We start from the raw sequence: 17,270 nt of genomic DNA on the forward strand, positions 1-17,270 counted from the left end.
AGCCTTTCTTCAGGACAGCCGCGGTCAGGACGAGACGAGCCCGAGTAGCGGTGCGCAATACTCTTGCAGCCCGAGTGCGGAACCGACGGGTTCGGCAGACACAATCGCTCCGGACTCGTCAAACAGCAGGAGAGCTGGCTGATACGCCAGCAGTAATGGCGCGGACAACTCCGAGCCCAGCATGAAGGTTTCAGCGCCGTGCTCGGCCCAACCCGTGGAGTTGTCGATGCTCAGCAGTACCGGCCGATGACCGACGTCGGCGAGCTGGGGCACCAGCGTCAGCCATGCCGGCAACACCTCTGCACACGTTGCGCATCCGGAAGCGACGACCAAGGCGACTGTCCGGCCGACGGCCGACGGCGCCGCGAGCTCCGGGTGCGAGACGCCGCCGCCGGTTGGCTGCCCGCTCTTGAGTTCCCTGATTTGCCCCAACAGGGCGCTGTATCCGAGGAACAGCACCACAATCGCCGCCCACGCGGCCACGAGAGCCGCCGCCAGGATCGAGGTCACGACCTACGACCACTTCACGGAGAGGGAGGAGAGCAGGGCTTCCTGCGCAGCCTGCGTGATGGTCGCGGCACGACCGAAGTCGTCGTCGAGCACCGCCACGGAGCTATCGTTCGCGAGGATGTACTTGCTCTGACCGGCACTGCCGTCAGGGGAGCCTATCGTTTTACGCCAGAGGTCGCCGGCCGGCACGGAGAGCCCCGGTTGATCCGGCACCAGTCCCGTCGCTTCCTGCCGCGGATAGAAGGAAACCATCCCGGCATCGGTGAACTTAACGCCGAAAAGACCCCACATGACGGTCTCGCTCCCCGGCGCTGGGCGAAGCCGCAGGCCATCGACGCCGTCCTGCGGCCTGAGCTCGTCGAGAAGGGTGATGATGTCCCGTAGCCGGGGAGCCTGACCCGGCCCTCCGAACACCAGGCTGTGATGAGTCGACTCCCAGGTGACCAGATAACCCTCGCCCTCGGGAGAGACGGAAACCGTAAGCGGATGGGTCCCGTAGCTCACCCTCTCCCTGAGCTGATAGCCACCGGCAGCGACGCTGTCAGCCGCGTACTGCGGCCGTCCGACTGCCACCGAAATCGCAAAGGCCTTACTTGTCAACCGCGCATGCCAGAACCACTCTTCCTGAAGGCGCTCTGCGCGGCAGGAAACAGTGACTCTCCGACCATCAGGTGCCACAGCGATCTGCGTTTTTACCGAAGGAGCCATCGGCCCACCCTTCGCCAGGACGAGTTATCGGAATACCGGATCGACAAGACCCCCAGCCCAAAACACTGTGATCACGGCGACCCGAGAATACGGGAGACAGACGGCTCGCCATGCCCCCAATCCCATGTCGCACTTGCCTATACGAATGCCCCGAAACGGGCCGAGACCTCGGCAGGGCGGCGCAATTGGCGACATCCGCAACGACGCGAACGAATGCAATGGATTCGCAAAGGACGCCGGCGGACAAGACGCGCCGACTCAACCGGTGTGCTGCCTGGGCGTCTGGGCGCTGATCGCCACGCGTGGCTCGCCGACCCGACTTCCTCCACCACGCGCGTCCGATCGAGCACCCAGCGTCATGAGTGTGACGGCGCATGGTGTCGTCCGCCGCGTCGCGTGGCGACCTGTCGTACTCCTCGGGCAGGATGCACAGCATGCTTCCCGACCGAGCGACCCGAGTCGCCCGATGACCGACGCCGACCTCGACAGCCCCGGCGAGGCGGTCGGGCGGGTGCTGGGCACCGCCGACGCGACCCCGCTGCAGTTCTGGACGGCCGTGGCGCCCGGCAGCTACCTCCAGCTCGACGACGTGGTGGTGACCCGCCGGGAGCTACCGGACCGGGAGCCGGTCACCATCGCCGGGGTGGTCACCCAGGTCCGCGCCCGGCACGAGGGCGCCCAGTTCGACTCGGATGTCTTCGCCATCGCCGACGGCACGCTGCCCGCCCAGGTGCAGGAGGCGGCCGAGATCACCACCACGCGCGTCGACCCGGAGCTGTACGTTCCGCCGACGCCGGGCATGGTGGTGCACCGGGCCGAGGGCGACGCCCGGGCGCGCGCGTTGCACTTCGACCGGATGGAGCGGCGCATCCCGATGGGGATGGGCCGCGACGGCGTCCCGGTCTACCTCAACGCCGACTTCCTGGACGGCAGCCGGGGCGCGCACGTCTCCATCTCCGGCATCTCCGGTGTGGCGACCAAGACCAGCTTCGCCACCTTCCTGCTCTACTCGGTGTTCCGCTCCGGGGTGCTGGGGGGCGACGCGGTCAACGCCAAGGCGCTGATCTTCAACGTCAAGGGCGAGGATCTGCTCTTCCTCGACCACCCCAACACCCGCCTGGACGAGCCCACCCGCGCCGCGTACGCCAAGCTGGGGCTGAGCGCCGGAGCGTTCCCCGACGTGCGGGTGTACGCTCCGCCGCGCCCCGGCGACTCGTCGGGCACTCCCGACGTGAGCAGCCGGCTCACCGGGGTCGACAGCTTCTACTGGACGCTCGCCGAGTTCTGCGCCGACCGTCTGCTGCCGTACGTCTTCGCCGACGCCGACGACGAACGTCAGCAGTACACGATGGTGGTGCACTCGGTGGCGGCGCACCTGGCCCGTTACGCCCAGCCGGCCGACGGCGGGGTGAGCATCGACGGGGTCCGACTGGGCTCCTACGGCGATCTGGTGGACCACATCGTCGACCAGCTCAACGATGACGAGACCCGCTCCGACTGGGCGGGCAGCGCGGTCGGCCTGGGCACCGTCAACGCGTTCGCCCGGCGGCTGATCGGCAGCAAGAAGGACCTCGCCCGGCTGATCCGTGGCGACCTGGCGACCCGCCGCCCGCACTCGATCAACACCAGTGAGTCCGCGCAGGTCACAGTGGTCGACCTGCACAACCTTCCGGACCGGGCGCAGCGGTTCGTCGTCGGTGTGACGTTGAAGAGCGAGTTCGAGCGCAAGGAGAAGGCCGGCACCGCGAAGCCGCTGCTCTTCGTCGTCCTGGACGAGCTCAACAAGTACGCCCCCCGGGAGGGCTCCTCCCCCATCAAGGAGGTGCTGCTCGACATCGCCGAGCGGGGCCGCTCGCTCGGCGTGATCCTGATCGGCGCGCAGCAGACGGCGAGCGAGGTGGAGCGGCGGATCGTCACGAACTCGGCGATCCGGGTGGTCGGCCGGCTCGACCCGGCCGAGGCGTCCCGCCCGGAGTACGGTTTCCTGCCGCCCGCCCAGCGCCAGCGTGCGCTGCTGGCCAAGCCGGGCACCATGTTCGTCAACCAGCCGGACATCCCGGTGCCGCTCTGCCTGGAGTTTCCGTTCCCGGCCTGGGCCACCCGGGTCTCCGAGGCGGGTCGGGCGCCGTCGGAGACGCTGCGCTCGATCACCCAGTCCGCCGACCCGTTCGCCGTGGTGGGCTCCGGCGGCGGCAGCTCCGACGACGACATCCCGTTCTAGCTGAGGGCCGGCACACCCATGAAGATCCTGCACACCTCCGACTGGCACGTGGGAAAGGTGCTCAAGGGGCAGTCCCGGGCCGAGGAGCACAAGGCCGTGCTGGCCGGGGTGATCGACATCGCCCGTGCCGAGCAGCCGGATCTGGTGATCGTCGCCGGTGACCTCTACGACACCGCCGCGCCCACCTCGGAGGCGACCCGTCTGGTCACGCGGGCGTTGACGGCGCTGCGCCGCACCGGCGCGGACGTGGTGGCGATCGGTGGCAACCACGACAACGGGCCCGCGTTGGACGCGCTGCGCCCGTGGGCCGAGGCCGCCGGCATCACGCTGCGCGGCGGGGTGCGGGAAAACCCGGACGAGCACGTCATCGACGGCACCACCGCCGGCGGCGAGCGGTGGCGGCTGGCCGCGCTGCCGTTCCTGTCCCAGCGGTACGCGGTGCGCGCGCTGGAGATGTACGAGCTGACCGCTGCGGAGACCAACCAGACGTACGCCGACCACCTGGGCCGGGTGCTGGGGCGACTGACCGAGGGTTTCACCGAACCGGACCGGGTGCACCTGGTCACCGCGCACCTGACGGTGACGGGCGCGTCCACCGGTGGCGGCGAACGCGACGCGCACACGGTGCTGGGCTACGCCGTGCCGGCCACCGTCTTCCCGGCGACCGCGCACTACGTGGCGTTGGGCCACCTGCACCGGGCGCAGCGGGTGATCGGCCCCTGCCCGGTGCGCTACAGCGGCAGCCCGCTCGCTGTCGACTTCGGCGAGCAGGAGAACGTCCCGTCGGTGACGATCGTCGAGGTGACGGCCAGCACCGCCGCCCGGGTGCGGGAGGTGCCGGTGACCGCGGCGAGTGCGCTGCGGACGGTGCGGGGCACCCTGGCCCAGCTCGCCGAGATCGAGGCACCGGACGCCTGGCTGCGGGTGTACGTGCGGGAGCAACCCCGCGCCGGCCTGCGCGAGGAGGTGCAGGAGTTGCTGCCCCGGGCGCTGGAGATCCGGATCGACCCGGAGTTGTTGGCCGCGTCGGGCAGCGGCGCCCGCATTGCCCAGCGGTCGGGGCGTTCGCCCCGGGAGTTGTTCGCCGACTATCTGGATAGCCGTGGTCACGCCGACGAGGGCGTCCAGGAACTCTTCGACGAGCTCTTCGAGGAGGTGGAGCACTGATGCGTCCGATGCGCTTGGACATGGCCGGCTTCACGGTCTTCCGGGACGAGACGACAGTCGACTTCACGGACGCCGACTTCTTCGCCCTGATCGGCCCGACCGGTTCGGGCAAGTCCACGGTGCTGGACGCGATCTGCTTCGCGCTCTACGGCATGGTGCCCCGGTGGGGTGGCGCACGGGGGTTGGCCAACGCCCTCGCGCCGTCGGCGACCGAGGCGCGGGTCCGGTTGGTCTTCGAGTCCGGTGGGGCCCGCTACGTCGCGACCCGGGTGGTCCGCCGGGACGGCCGGGGCAACGTCAAGACCGCGAACGCCGGGTTGCAGGTGATGCCGGCCGGCTTCGACGTCACCAAACTGGACACCGGTCTGAGCCCGGACGACCTCGGTGAGGTGGTGGCGGGCACCCCCGCCGAGATGGAGCAGGCGGTGCTGGACGCGGTGGGGCTGCCGTACGAGCAGTTCACCAGTTGCGTGGTGCTGCCGCAGGGGCAGTTCGCCGATTTCCTGCACGCGAAGCCGGCGACGCGGCAGCAGATCCTGGTCAACCTGCTGGGCCTGGGCGTCTACGAGGACGTGCAGAAGCGGGCGACGGCGCGGGCCACGCAGGCGGACGCCAAACTCGACGCGGTCGACCAGGTGCTCGCCGGGCTCACCGGTGTGGACGACGAGGCGCTGGCCGAGGTCGAGGCCCGGGTCGAGCGGATGGCGGCGCTGGCGGCGGCGGTGACGGCGGCGGTGCCGGAGCTGACGGCCGCTCGGGCCGCGGCGCGGGAGGCGGCGGCGGCGCTGACCGCCCTCGACGACGAGCTGCGGGTGCTGACCGGGGTACGCGCGCCGGGCGGGGTGGCCGAGGTGGCGCGCGCGGTCACCGCGGCGCGGGCGGAGGCCGAGGCGGCGGCGACCGCAGTGTCGTTGGCGGAGGAGCGGGAGGAGAAGCTGCGCGGGGAGCTGGCCGGCGTCGGCGACGAGAGCGCGGCGCGGCTGCTCCTGCGGGCGTACGACGATCGGGACCGGTTGTCCGGCGAGGCGGACACGGTCCGCGCGGCGGTGGGCGCGGCGAACGACGAGCACGCTGCGGCGGTGGCCGCGCTGGCCGAGGCCCGGGTGGCGGCCGAGCGGGCCGACGCCGAGTTGGAGGCGGCGTTCCGGGCACACGAGGAAGCCAAGGCCACCGACCTGGCGGTCAGCTTGCGGGTGCACCTGCACGCCGACGCGCCCTGCCCGGTCTGCGAGCAGCCGGTGACGCGGGTGCCGGACGTGCCGGCCGACTCGGCGGTGGCGGCCGCGACGGCGGCGGGCAAGGCGGCGCGGGCCGCGACCAAGGCGGCACAGGCGACGGTGCAGCAGCGCGACGCGGCAGCGCGTGACCTGGAGCGGCTGCTGGTGCAGGCGCGGGCCCGGCAGGAGCAGGTGGACGCTCGGTTGGCCGAGCTGGACGGTCAGCTCGACGGCGCGGCGGAGCCGGCCGTGTTGCGCCGGGAGTTGGCCGAGCACGCCCGGTTGCGGGGAGCGTTGGAGGAGGCGGCGACGGCGGTTCGGGCCGGCCGTGAGGCCGCGCGCCAGGCGCGGGCGGGGGTGGACACCGCCGAGGAGCGGTTGCGGGCGGCGTGGCGGGCCTTCGACACCTCCCGCGACGGGTTGGCCCGGTTCGGCCCGCCGGCGACCGATCGGGAGGACGTTGCCGCCGCATGGGCCTCGTTGACGGGATGGGCGACCACCGAGGCGGACCGCCGCCGCGCCGACCGGGCGGGTCGGGCGTCGGCGGTGACGGAGGCCGAGGCGGTGGCCGGCGCCGTGCAGCGCGACATCGCCGACCGGTTCGCGGCCGTCGACGTGCCGGTCGGTGACGATCCGGTGCACGCCGCGACGGTCGCTGTGGAGCGGGCCGACGCCGACCTGCGACGGCTGCGCGAGCGGCGGGAGCAGGCCGGGGCGCTGCGCGAGCAGCGGTCCGTGCACGAGCGCGAGGCGCAGGTGGCCCGTGCGCTGGCCGGGCACCTGCGGGCCAACAACTTCGAGCGCTGGTTGCTGGCGGAGGCGTTGGACCTGCTCGTCGACGGGGCGTCGGGGATCCTGCGGGAGCTGTCGTCCGGCCAGTACGAGCTGGTGCACGACAAGGGCGAGTTCCTCGTGGTCGACCACCACGACGCGGGGTTGCGGCGGGGCGTCCGCACCCTGTCCGGCGGTGAGACGTTCCAGGCGTCGTTGGCGTTGGCGTTGGCGCTCTCCGAGCAGCTCGCCGGGATGTCGACGACGGCGGCGAGTCTGGAGTCGATCGTCCTGGACGAGGGCTTCGGCACGCTCGACGCGGCCACCCTGGACACGGTGGCCGCCACCCTGGAGAACCTGGCCGCGCGGGGCGACCGGATGGTCGGTGTGGTCACCCACGTGCCGGCGCTGGCCGAGCGGATCCCGGTCCGCTTCGAGGTGCGTAAGGATGCGCGTTCGTCGCGCATAGAGCGGACGGGCCGGTGAGCGCGAGGAGTGCAGCGCAGCGGAGCCGCGCAGTCGCGAACGAAAGACAAGTCCGGTGAACGTGCGGAACGACGCCGCGTTCTTCGTCGACTCGTGGGATCCGGCGTACGGGGCGTCGTTCGAGGCGTCCGCCGCCGGTCCTGCCGCGCCGAGCAGCGCGCAGGTCGACGCGGACGCGGAGCTGCCCGCGGTGGACTGGCGGGCGATCGGGGTCCGCCAGGGGGTCCGCGCGCCCGACGTGGTGTTGCTGGTCGACGGGGTTCGCCGGATCGACGCGAGCATCTGGACGGCGGAGGAGGACGGCGGGTCGTTCCCCGGGCTGGCCGCCTCGTACGCGGCCGGGGTGGTGCGGTGCGACCTGGGCCGGGGGGCGGCGCAGTTGGCCGGTACCCGGGTCGGTCGGGGTCTGTTCACCGCGAGCCCGTCGGCGCAGGACGTGGTGGCGGGTGCGATCCGCTATCCGGTGCACCGGGTGGGTGGCACCGGTGAGCTGGGCAAGTTGCCGGCGGCGGTGCAGGGTCCGTTGACGGCGTTGGAGGTGGCGGTGTCCGACGCCGCCCGGGTCGACGGTGACCTGCTGGTGGTGGACGGGCCGCTGCGCAGTCGTCGGCAGTTGCCGCGCACGTTGGGCTACATCAAGACCCAGCACAGCCAATATCTGGATGCCCGACTGACGGCGGTGGTGGTCGGGCTGGCGTCGGGTGAGCGCTCGCCGGTGTTCCGGCTCGGCACCGCCTGGGGTGGCTGGTCGTGGTATTTGCGGCTGCCGGTGGCGATCGGCGCGCCGTGGGCGGGCATCGTGCGGGTGGAGTGTTCGGCCGACCTGCCCGTCGAGGCGGCGATCGAGCTGGCCGACCTGTCGCTGGTCACCCTGCCGCGTTTCGCCTCCACGCCGTACAAGGACCCGCGGGCTCCGCAGAACCTGATCCCGATCGCCGGTCTGGAACGGCGGTTGCGTGCCCTGCTCGGCGACTCCCGGCTGCTGCACCGCGCGTTGACCGCCGCGGCCCGCGCGGCACGCTAAACGGGCACCTGTCGCGATGGGACGTAAACGGGCCGCTGACCGCGTGGTCGAGCAGGTCGACACCGGGCAGGCGGAACTCGTTCCGGACCCGGACCGGGCGGGTTCGTGGACGCTGTTGCTGGACGGCGCACCGCAGTCGCATGTGGACCTGACCGATCCCACCCATCTGGAGTTCGAGTACGTCCGGCGGCTCGCCGCCGCGGTGGATCTGATCGCGCCGGCCGGTGAGCCGTTGCGGGTGCTGCACCTGGGTGGCGGGGCCCTGACCCTGCCCCGGTACGTGTCCGCCACCCGGCCGGGGTCGACCCAGCGGGTGTCCGAGGTGGACGGTGCGCTGGTGGAGTTGGTGCGTCGGGCGTTGCCGTGGCCGTCCGACGGACGGCTGCGGGTCCGGGTGCAGGACGCCCGGGCCGTGTTGGCCTCCACCCGGGACGCCAGCTTCGACGTGGTGGTCGCCGACGTGTTCGCCGGTGCGCGTATCCCGGCTCACCTCACGTCGGTGGAGTACGCGGCGGAGGTGGCCCGGGTGCTCCGCCCCGCGGGTTGGTATCTGGCGAATCTGGCCGACGGCCCTCCGCTGCGGCACGCGCGCGGGCAGGTCGCCACGGTCCGTTCGGTGCTGCCGCAGGCCTGTCTGGTGGGGGACGCGGCGGTGCTGCGGGGCCGTCGGTACGGCAACCTGGTGCTGGTCGCCGGGCGGACCACACCGCCGGTGCCGGAGCTGACCCGGCGCGCTGCCGGGGACTGGTTCCCGGGTCGGGTGGTGGCCGGCGACGAGTTGGACCGCTTCGCCGGCGGCGCTCAGGTCGTCCGGGACGCCGACGCGACAGGTTCCGATCCACCGCCGCCGGGGCTGTTCTCGGTACGCCGCTGACCGCGCTGACTGTGCGCTCCGACAGCGCCGCAGAATTTTTTCCGCGGTTCGTTGATCCGTTCGGGGCGGCGGTGCGTACCACCGGGCGGCCCGCCTCGTGGGCCGACGTTGGTGACGGAAACCCCCGGAGGTCTGCATGCATGCGGTGGCGGCCGGCTGGCATGGCGACGCGGTAAGCGCTGACTGGTTGTCGGCGCGGTCCTCGTCGCGGCCGACCTCGTCTGCCCGGGGGGTCGACGCGCGCGCGACGTCTCGCCAGAATGGTCCGGTGACGCCGCGACCGGCGCCCGGACGCCATCAGGCGACGACAACCGAGGCCAGCCATTCCGACCAACTGATCAAGCTGCTCTACGCGGAGCACGCTGGTCCACTACTGATGTTCGTCATGCGTCTCACCGGGGGGGACCGGCAGCGCGCGGAGGACATCGTCCAGGAGACGCTGCTGCGGGCCTGGCGTAACGCGCACCGCCTGGGCACCCAGGGGCAGGGCTCGTTGCGACCGTGGCTCGTCACGGTGGCCCGACGGATCGCCATCGACGAGCACCGCAGCCAGGAGGCCCGGCCGCCGGAGACGTACGACCGGGACCTCACCGCGTTCGCCGAGGCGGACAGCACCGACCGGGTGCTACGAACGATGACGGTGGCGGACGCCCTGCGTACGCTCAGTCAGTCGCACCGGGAGATCCTGATCTCGACGTACTTCCGGGGGCGGACGGTGCCGGAGGCCGCCGAGGAGTTGGGGCTGCCGCTCGGCACGGCCAAGTCGAGGGTCTACTACGCGCTGCGCGCGCTGCGTACGGCTCTGCAGGAGCGGGGGGTGACAGAATGAGCCGGCCGGACCACATGGACGTCGCGGCGTACGCGCTCGGTGTGCTCGACGAGCAGGATACCGAGCGGTTCGAGGAGCATCTCGCTACCTGCTGGGCGTGCGCGGCGGAGTTGGAGACGATGGTTCCGGTGGTGGGGCTGCTCTCCGACATCGACGGCGAGACGATGATGGCGATGGAGCAGACCGCCACCGACCCGGCGCTGTTGAACCGGACGTTGGGCGCGGTCCGGGCCGACCGTCGGCGTACCCGGTTCCGTCAGATGTTGGCGACCGCCGCCGCGGTGGTGGTCTTCGGCGGTCTGACCGGGTACGGGTTCGTCAGCGTGACGGGCAACGACCCGGCGCCGGGGGTGCTCGCCGATTCGACGCCGAGTGCGCCGAGCGACCCGCAGACGGGTGGGCCGACGGCTCCGCCGAGTGGCCCGGGCGTGGGTGGCACCGAGGAGGAGGGTGACCAGGTCGACGCGACCGACCCGACGACTGGTGTCCAGACGACCGTGTTCCTGGTGAAGCGGGACTACGGCACCCGGATCAATTTCAGCCTGCGGAAGTTGCCCGGCCCGCGTGTCTGCCGGCTGGTGGTGGTGCGCAAGAACGCCGACCCCGAGGTGATTTCGACCTGGTCGGTTCCGGAGGGTGGCTACGGCACCAATGCGCGCCCGCAGGGTCTTGAGTTGAGCGCCTCGACGTCTGCCGTGGTGGCTGACATCAAGCAGCTCCAGGTGCAGTCGGTCGACGCCAACGGTGTGGCGAGTCCGCTGGTCACCGTGCCCATGTAGTCTCGCGTACAGTATCGGCACCGGTCATTACCACAATGACCGGTGCCGATCTGTCGTTGTGGCACGGCCTGCGTGCAGGGGCGTACGGATATCTCTTCGATTCGGTTCAATCAAAGAACGTGAAATTGACCACTGTTACTTCTTCAACCTTGACAGCCCAGATCCCGTACCTATGGGTGAACTGCCAAGAATGAGGAGGGCACGTGGCACAGATGAAGCGGTCCGTCATCGTCGCGAGCGCGATGGTCGCACTTACGGCCTGCGCTCCCGCAGGTTACGACCCCGCGAACTCGAGCGCGGTCGAGCCGGTCGCCGTCGCCGCGGCCGAGCCCACCGCGTCGGTCGTACCGGAGGCCTCGGCGTCCGTGGAGGCGCCGGCCGCCGACGCGCCGCCCGCGAACGTCGAACTGACCGAGAAGTTGACCGGCAAGAGCGTCGCCCGGATGGGCAAGGTGGTCACCGACGAGGACGGGTGGATCCTCTACCGCTTCGACAAGGACACCGCCGACCCGCCGTCGTCGAACTGCGTCGACAAGTGCGCCGAGGTGTGGCCCCCGGCGCTGACCGACGGCAACCCGCAGCTGACCGGCGTCTCCGACGACAAGGTCAGCAGCGTGACCCGCCAGGACGGCACCCGGCAGCTGACCATCGGCGGCTGGCCCGTGTACCGCTACATCGGCGACAAGAAGCCCGGCCAGTGGAAGGGCCAGGCCGTCGGTGGCACCTGGTTCGTGGTCCAGCCGGACGGCAAGAAGAACCTGAGCTGCCTGCCCACCTCCACCCCGAAGCCGGTCGCCCCGCCGTCGGACAGCGGCGCGAACGACGCCGGGGGTTCGGGCTACTCGTACTAGAACCCACACCACGAGTCACGGTGGTCGGTCGTCGCCGGGGAGGGCGCGGCCGGCCACCGGTCGTACGCGGGACGTCGGCATACCGGTGGTGCCGACGTCCCGTCCGGCACGTGGCAGAGTGGGCGGGTGACCGCTACCGAACCCGCCGCGACCAGGGTGTTTCGCCCCCCGGTCGGATACCGGCTGGCAGCCTCGGTCCGTGCGCTCACGTTCAGCCCGTACGACCCGTGCGCCCGGGTCGCCGCCGGCACCTTCTGGTGGGCCACCCGCACCCCCGACGGCCCGGCGACCCTCGCCCTACGGTCGGCCGGCGGCGAGCTGCTCGCGGAGGCCTACGGGCCGGGCGCCGAGCACGTCCTGGACCGCGCCGACGCGATCGCCGGGCTTCGCGACGACCTGACCGGCTTCGCCGACCTGGCCGCGGCACATCCCCTGGTCGCCCGGCTGGCCCGCGAGCACCGGGGGCTACGGATGCCGACGACCGGGCAGGTCTTCCCCCGGCTGCTGCGCGCGATCTTCGAGCAGAAGGTCACCGGCAAGGAGGCGTACCGGGCGTATTCGGCGACAGTGCGGCACTTCCGGGAACCGGCACCGGGCCCGTTGCAGCCGCTGCTCCTGCCACCCGAGGCCGCCGCGGTGGCCGCCACCCCGTACTGGGTGTTCCACCCCTTCGGGGTCGAGCAACGCCGGGCGGACACGCTGCGGCGCGCCGCAGCGCTCGCCGACCGGTTGGAACGCAGCGCCGACTCCGCCGACGCCACCCGTCGGCTGACCGCCATCCCGGGCATCGGGCCGTGGACGGCCGCCGAGGTCGTCCGGATCGCGTACGGGGATCCGGACGCGGTGAGCGTCGGCGACTTCCACATCCCGAACACTGTCGCCTGGGCGCTCGCCGGCGAACCGAGGGGCGACGACGCCCGGATGGTGGCCCTGCTGGAGCCGTTCCGGGGCCACCGGGGTCGGGTGTGTCTGCTGCTGGAGGCCGCCGGCATCCAGGCCCCGAAGTACGGCCCCCGCGCGCCGATCCGCTCGTTCGCCCGCTACTGAGGCGGACAGCGGGCGGCCCGAGGCGGTGCGTCAGCGGCCCGAGCAGATGCGGCGCAGGGTGCGGCCGAGCCACCACGCGTACGTGCGCTGCACGAACCGGACCGCCGGACCCCCGGCACGGGTGAACCACCGGTCCGGCACGCTGAACGCGCGTACCTCGAACCAGACCGTGCCGTCGTCCTCGCTGCCGACCACGAACGCCTCCTCGCCCCGCTCCGGGTGGCCGGGCAGCGTGCCGTAGCCGAAGCCGGCGAGCGTGGCCGAGTCCTCGCTCCAGACCACCCGACACGGCCCCCAGAGGCGGGCCGGGCCGACGCCCAGACCGGCGGTCACCAGCACTCCCTCGGTGGCTCGCGGGGCGTCGGTACGCATCCGGACGCCGGCGGCGCGGTGCAGCCGCCAGCTCAGCACCGCGTCCGCCGCGGCCTCGAAGCAGCCGGCCGGCAACGGGCACCGGAAGCGCAGGTGGTGGTAGCCGCCGGGCAGTGGCCCGTGCCGGGTCGCTCCCACCTGCGGGTACGTCAGCTCGGCCACCACTCCCCCTCGACCTCGACCGGACACCGCCAGCGTACGGTCGGCGTGGCCGGGCCACCGGTCGGCGCCGGGGGCGGCGGCGGTCAGCCCTGCTCGCTCCGACGCCTGAGACCGTCGGCCTCCATCCGCACGTAGCGGCGGAGCATCCCGCCGTACAGCCGGCCGATCAGGCCGGCCAGCGCCCCGGACTGGTGGAAGGCGAGTTCGACGCGGGTGCGCCCGTCGGGCAGCGGCACCAGCCGGTGCTCCGCCGTGGTCCGCACGCCCGCCGTGTCGGAGACCCAGACGAACCCCTGCCGCTCGGTCAGCTCGGTGACCCGCCACACCGCCGGCCGCAGCTTCGGCTGCGTCAGTCGTGCTGTCGCGCCGACGGCGAGCGGTCCCGGCTCGCCACGCTCGGCGCGGGACACCGAGGCCGTCCACTCCGGCCAGCGTGGCACGTCGACGAGCACCGCCCAGACCTGTTCGACGTCGGCGTCGATCTCGGTATCGGCCTCGAACCGCATCGCGTCCCCTCCCCGGCGGCACCGTCCGGCCCGCCCCGCATGCAGACGAGGTTGCCGGGTGGATCGTGACGCCGGAATCCGCCGGGTGGTCGGTCATCCGCCGGGCCGTCGGAGCGCCGGCGGGTGGGATCAGGCGGCTTCGCGCAGGTCGGCCAGGCTCAACGGGGTACGCCGACGCAGCAACTCCTCCAGCTCCGGCACCGAACCGACCTCGCCGAGCACGTTGCGTCCGCCGCCGAACCGCTCCGGGTAACGGCGGGTCAGCCGGTAGCGGTAGCGGCCCCGGATCAGCTCGACGCTCACCCGCCACCGCCCGCAGCAGTCACACACCCACTCGGACACCTCGCGAAAGTAGCTCTGACCTGCGGTTATTCGATTCGGTCGCTGAGGACGAGGAGGCGCAGCGGCGGACACGCCACCCCGCGACCCACGGTGATCTGCCTCACGGCTGTCGGTACCGTCTGATTGACTGGTCGCCGTGGACCTGCCGATCAACCCTCCGGTCGAGCCGATGCTGGCCAAGAGCGTTCCCAAGCTGCCCACCACGCCCGGGGTGACCTACGAGCCCAAGTGGGACGGTTTCCGGTGCATCGTGTTCCGCGACGGCGACGAGGTCGAGCTGTCCAGCCGGGGCGGCAAGTCGATGACCCGCTACTTCCCCGAGGTGGTCGAGCAGGCCCGCCGGCAGTTGCCCGAGCGGTGCGCTGTCGACGGTGAGCTGATCGTGATCCGGCGCGACGGGCCGAGCGGTCAGCCCCGGCTGGATTTCGAGCTGCTGGCCCAGCGCGTGCACCCGGCCGCGTCCCGGGTCGCGATGCTGGCCGAGACCACTCCGGCCGACTTCGTGGCGTTCGACCTGTTGGCGATCGGTGACGAGGCACTGCTCGACCAGCCCTACCCGCGCCGCCGGGAGCGGCTGGTCGAGGCGCTGGCCGGGGTGCGGCCACCGGTGCACGTCACCCAGGTCACCACCGATCCGGACACTGCCCAGCGGTGGTTCGACGTCTTCGAGGGTGCCGGGCTGGACGGGTTGATCGTCAAGCCGGCCGACCTGCCGTACGAGCCGGGCAAACGGCTCATGTTCAAGGTCAAGCACGCCCGCACCGCCGACGCCGTGGTGGCCGGTTTCCGCTGGCACAAGTCCGGCCCGGTGGTGGGCTCGCTGCTGCTCGGCCTCTACGACGACTCCGGGGTCCTGCACCACGTGGGGGTCAGCGCGTCGTTCAGCATGGCCCGGCGGGCCGAGTTGCTCGACGAGTTGGCGCCCTACCGGGACGTCGGCGGCGAGCACCCGTGGGTGCACGGCGATCACGAACGCGGCCAACGCATCCCGGGTGGCGTGAGCCGGTGGACCGGCACGAAGAACCTGGAGTGGGAGCCGGTGCGCCCGGAGCTGGTGGTCGAGGTGGGCTACGACGCGATGGAGGGCGAGCGGTTCCGGCACACCGCCCAGTTCGTCCGCTGGCGCCCGGACCGCGATCCCCGATCCTGCCGCTACGACCAGCTCGACCGCCCGATCCGCTTCGATGTGGACCAGGTGCTGCGCGGCGATCCGACGGCCACCGTGGACCGGGCCGCCACCGGCTCGGCGTAGCCTGGCCGTCGACCCGATCTCGGAGGATCACGTGACCCGCACCGCCGACCGTTCTCGGATGGCGTCTCGTCGCCGGGCCCGGCGCACCCTTGCCGCCTTCGTCGTCGCCGCGCTCCTCACCGCCGGTTGCACTCTGCCGGCGTTCGCGCCGCGCACCGAGGTGCAGGGCGAAGCCGCGCCGACGGGCAGCGCACCCACCTGGCGGCCCTGCCCGGAGGTGCCCGACGAACTGGTCGGGCGTGGTGCTCCGGACATGCGCTACGAGTGCGCCCGGATCGCGGTGCCGCGCGACTGGGGCACCGGCGCCGGGGCGACGGCCGGCCCGGGTGCCGGGCAGACGTTCGAGATCGCCCTGCTGCGCGCCCGGTCCACCAAGCAGCGTGACCGGGTCGGCTCGTTGGTGGTCAACCCGGGCGGCCCGGGCGGGTCCGGCGTCGACACCGCCGTGTACCTGTCCTTCGGCACCCAGTTCGGCGGGCTGCCCACCTCGATCACCGACCGCTTCGACATCGTCGGCTTCGACCCGCGCGGGGTCTCCCGGTCCAGCCCGGTGAAGTGCATCTCCGACGCCGACCTGGACGCCAGCTTCGGCTTCGACCCTGACCCGTCCAGCCAGGCGGCGTTCGACGACTTCGTCGGTCTGAGTCAGCGGATCGGGCGCGGCTGCGGCGACCGGTACGGCGACCAGTTGCCGCTGTACGGCACCGAGCAGGCCGCCCGCGACATGGACGCGGTGCGTGCCGCGGTGGGCGACGGCAAGCTCACCTACCTCGGCTACTCGTACGGCACCCTGCTCGGCGCCACGTACGCCCAGCTCTATCCGCAGCGGGTCCGGGCGCTGGTGCTCGACGGCGCGGTCGACCCGCAGCAGCGGCTGGTGGAGGGCTCGGAGAGCCAGGCCCGCGGCTTCGAACGGGCCTTCACCAACTTCAGCCGCTGGTGCGCGGCGAACGCCGGCCGCTGCCCAGTCGCGCCGGACGCGCGGGCCGCGGTGACCTCGGCCATCGACAAGGCCAAGGTCTCTCCGGTACGCGGGAGCGACGGCCGGGAGGCCACCGCCGGTTGGGTGTTCTACGCGGTCATCTCCTCGCTCTACACCGAGTCCGGCTGGCAGGAGCTGGCCCAGGCGATCGACCGGCTGGGCGAGGGCGACCCGAAGGACGTGTTCCGGCTCGCCGACTCGTACGCCGGCCGGGAGGACGACGGCCACTACTCGAACCTGTTCGACGCCAACCTCGCCATCAACTGCGCGGACGAGACGGAGAAGCCGAGCCGGGAGCAGATCCGACAGTTGCAGTCGGATTGGCGTGGCAAATATCCGCTGTTCGGGCCGGCTCTGGCGGTGGGCATGCTGAGCTGCGTCGAGTGGCCGGGCGGGCGTGACCCGTACCCGACCGGCAAGGCGAACGGGGCACCCCCGATCGTGGTGGTCGGCACCACCGGCGACCCGGCGACGCCGTACGAGCAGACCCCGCGTCTGGCCTCGATGCTGGGCGTCGGCCGGGTGCTCACCTGGGAGGGCGAGGGGCACACCGCCTACCCGCAGACGTCCTGCATCACCAACGCCGTCGACGCGTACCTGCTCGACCTGACCGTCCCCCGGGAGGGACTGCGTTGCCCGGCGAAGTGACCGGTATGCCAAGCTCACCAGCATGACCGAGATGATCTTCCGGGAGGCGGTCCGGGCGGACCTGCCCGCCGTCATCGCCCTGCTCGCCGACGACGTGCTGGGTAAGGCCCGCGATTTCACCACTGTCGACGAGGCCTACGAGAAGGCGTTCGCGGAGATCAGCGCGGACCCGCGCAACCACCTCGTCGTGGCCGAGCAGAACGGTGAACTGGTCGGCTGCCTGCAGATCACCTACATCCCCGGCCTCGGGAGGCACGGCAGCGAGCGGTCGCTGATCGAGTCGGTCCGGATCCGCTCCGACCGTCGCGGCCAGGGGCTGGGCCGGGACCTGATGACCTGGGCGATCGACCAGGCCCGCCAGCGCGGCTGCGCCCTGGTGCAGCTCACCACCGACAAGACCCGCGCGGACGCGCACCGCTTCTACCTGGGCCTGGGCTTCGTGGCCAGTCACGAGGGCATGAAGCTGGCGCTCTGACCCGCCGTCACGCCCGCCCGGCGGGGGCAGCGGCGTCGCCCCGACCG

Annotated in this window: 17 protein-coding genes; 12 read left to right on the plus strand and 5 right to left on the minus strand. The window is 72.1% G+C overall.

Annotated elements, in window-relative coordinates; translation table 11 throughout:
* Nucleotides 1-24: 24 nt before the first annotated feature.
* Both O3438_RS14130 and O3438_RS14135 read right to left on the minus strand, forming a co-directional pair.
* A complete protein-coding gene (locus O3438_RS14130) occupies nucleotides 25-510 on the minus strand; it encodes a hypothetical protein (RefSeq protein ID WP_269680413.1) in 486 nt (161 codons plus the stop codon).
* 3 nt (nucleotides 511-513) lie between these two features.
* On the minus strand, nucleotides 514-1,218 hold the full coding sequence (locus O3438_RS14135; RefSeq protein ID WP_269680414.1) for a hypothetical protein: 705 nt from the start codon (nucleotides 1,216-1,218) through the stop codon (nucleotides 514-516).
* 466 nt (nucleotides 1,219-1,684) lie between these two features.
* Here O3438_RS14135 and O3438_RS14140 point away from each other — a divergent pair, with 466 nt between their 5' ends.
* From O3438_RS14140 to O3438_RS14180, 9 genes are all read left to right on the plus strand, one after another.
* Entirely contained in the window at nucleotides 1,685-3,439 is a 1,755-nt protein-coding gene (locus tag O3438_RS14140; RefSeq protein ID WP_269680415.1) for an ATP-binding protein, read from the plus strand.
* An 18-nt stretch (nucleotides 3,440-3,457) separates the two neighbouring features.
* Nucleotides 3,458-4,606, plus strand: coding sequence for an exonuclease SbcCD subunit D (locus tag O3438_RS14145; RefSeq protein ID WP_269680416.1), 1,149 nt, complete (start codon nucleotides 3,458-3,460; stop codon nucleotides 4,604-4,606).
* The gene (locus O3438_RS14150; RefSeq protein WP_269680417.1) at nucleotides 4,606-7,080 is read left to right on the plus strand and encodes an AAA family ATPase; all 2,475 of its coding nucleotides are present in this window, start codon (nucleotides 4,606-4,608) and stop codon (nucleotides 7,078-7,080) included. Before O3438_RS14145 ends, O3438_RS14150 begins: the two co-directional genes overlap by 1 nt.
* 55 nt (nucleotides 7,081-7,135) lie before the next feature.
* Entirely contained in the window at nucleotides 7,136-8,104 is a 969-nt protein-coding gene (locus O3438_RS14155) for a hypothetical protein (protein WP_269680418.1), read from the plus strand.
* A 16-nt stretch (nucleotides 8,105-8,120) separates the two neighbouring features.
* Nucleotides 8,121-8,978, plus strand: coding sequence for a spermidine synthase (locus O3438_RS14160; protein WP_269680419.1), 858 nt, complete (start codon nucleotides 8,121-8,123; stop codon nucleotides 8,976-8,978).
* A 136-nt stretch (nucleotides 8,979-9,114) separates the two neighbouring features.
* Entirely contained in the window at nucleotides 9,115-9,807 is a 693-nt protein-coding gene (locus O3438_RS14165) for a sigma-70 family RNA polymerase sigma factor (protein WP_269680420.1), read from the plus strand.
* Complete coding sequence (locus O3438_RS14170) at nucleotides 9,804-10,586, plus strand: anti-sigma factor family protein (RefSeq protein ID WP_269680421.1); 783 nt, start codon at nucleotides 9,804-9,806, stop codon at nucleotides 10,584-10,586. The genes O3438_RS14165 and O3438_RS14170 overlap by 4 nt, the downstream gene beginning before the upstream one ends.
* A gap of 203 nt (nucleotides 10,587-10,789) precedes the next feature.
* Complete coding sequence (locus O3438_RS14175; protein ID WP_269680422.1) at nucleotides 10,790-11,437, plus strand: hypothetical protein; 648 nt, start codon at nucleotides 10,790-10,792, stop codon at nucleotides 11,435-11,437.
* A 126-nt stretch (nucleotides 11,438-11,563) separates the two neighbouring features.
* On the plus strand, nucleotides 11,564-12,484 hold the full coding sequence (locus O3438_RS14180) for a DNA-3-methyladenine glycosylase family protein (RefSeq protein WP_269680423.1): 921 nt from the start codon (nucleotides 11,564-11,566) through the stop codon (nucleotides 12,482-12,484).
* 30 nt (nucleotides 12,485-12,514) lie between these two features.
* On the opposite strand, the gene O3438_RS14185 is transcribed toward O3438_RS14180, so the two are convergent.
* The 3 genes from O3438_RS14185 to O3438_RS14195 all read right to left on the minus strand — a co-directional run bounded on the left by O3438_RS14185 (nucleotide 12,515) and on the right by O3438_RS14195 (nucleotide 13,866).
* On the minus strand, nucleotides 12,515-13,018 hold the full coding sequence (locus O3438_RS14185) for a DUF1990 family protein (protein ID WP_269680424.1): 504 nt from the start codon (nucleotides 13,016-13,018) through the stop codon (nucleotides 12,515-12,517).
* Nucleotides 13,019-13,101: 83 nt separating this feature from the next.
* Nucleotides 13,102-13,524, minus strand: a complete 423-nt coding sequence (locus tag O3438_RS14190; RefSeq protein WP_269680425.1) for an SRPBCC family protein — start codon at nucleotides 13,522-13,524, stop codon at nucleotides 13,102-13,104.
* A 129-nt stretch (nucleotides 13,525-13,653) separates the two neighbouring features.
* A complete protein-coding gene (locus O3438_RS14195; RefSeq protein WP_099851492.1) occupies nucleotides 13,654-13,866 on the minus strand; it encodes a hypothetical protein in 213 nt (70 codons plus the stop codon).
* 136 nt (nucleotides 13,867-14,002) lie between these two features.
* On the opposite strand from O3438_RS14195, the gene O3438_RS14200 reads away from it, so the two are divergent.
* Genes O3438_RS14200 through O3438_RS14210 form a run of 3 tightly spaced genes read left to right on the plus strand, consistent with a single transcriptional unit; the run spans nucleotide 14,003 to nucleotide 17,223 of the window.
* Nucleotides 14,003-15,118 carry an ATP-dependent DNA ligase gene (locus O3438_RS14200; RefSeq protein ID WP_269680426.1) on the plus strand — a complete coding sequence of 372 codons (1,116 nt, stop codon included), beginning with the start codon at nucleotides 14,003-14,005 and terminating at the stop codon, nucleotides 15,116-15,118.
* 58 nt (nucleotides 15,119-15,176) lie between these two features.
* On the plus strand, nucleotides 15,177-16,748 hold the full coding sequence (locus O3438_RS14205; protein WP_269680427.1) for an alpha/beta hydrolase: 1,572 nt from the start codon (nucleotides 15,177-15,179) through the stop codon (nucleotides 16,746-16,748).
* A 22-nt stretch (nucleotides 16,749-16,770) separates the two neighbouring features.
* Nucleotides 16,771-17,223 (plus strand): GNAT family N-acetyltransferase, encoded by a 453-nt coding sequence (locus O3438_RS14210; RefSeq protein ID WP_269680428.1) that lies wholly within the window; start codon nucleotides 16,771-16,773, stop codon nucleotides 17,221-17,223.
* Nucleotides 17,224-17,270 lie beyond the last annotated feature (47 nt).

It is taken from the genome of Micromonospora sp. WMMC250, assembly GCF_027460215.1.
GTDB lineage: Bacteria > Actinomycetota > Actinomycetes > Mycobacteriales > Micromonosporaceae > Micromonospora > Micromonospora taraxaci.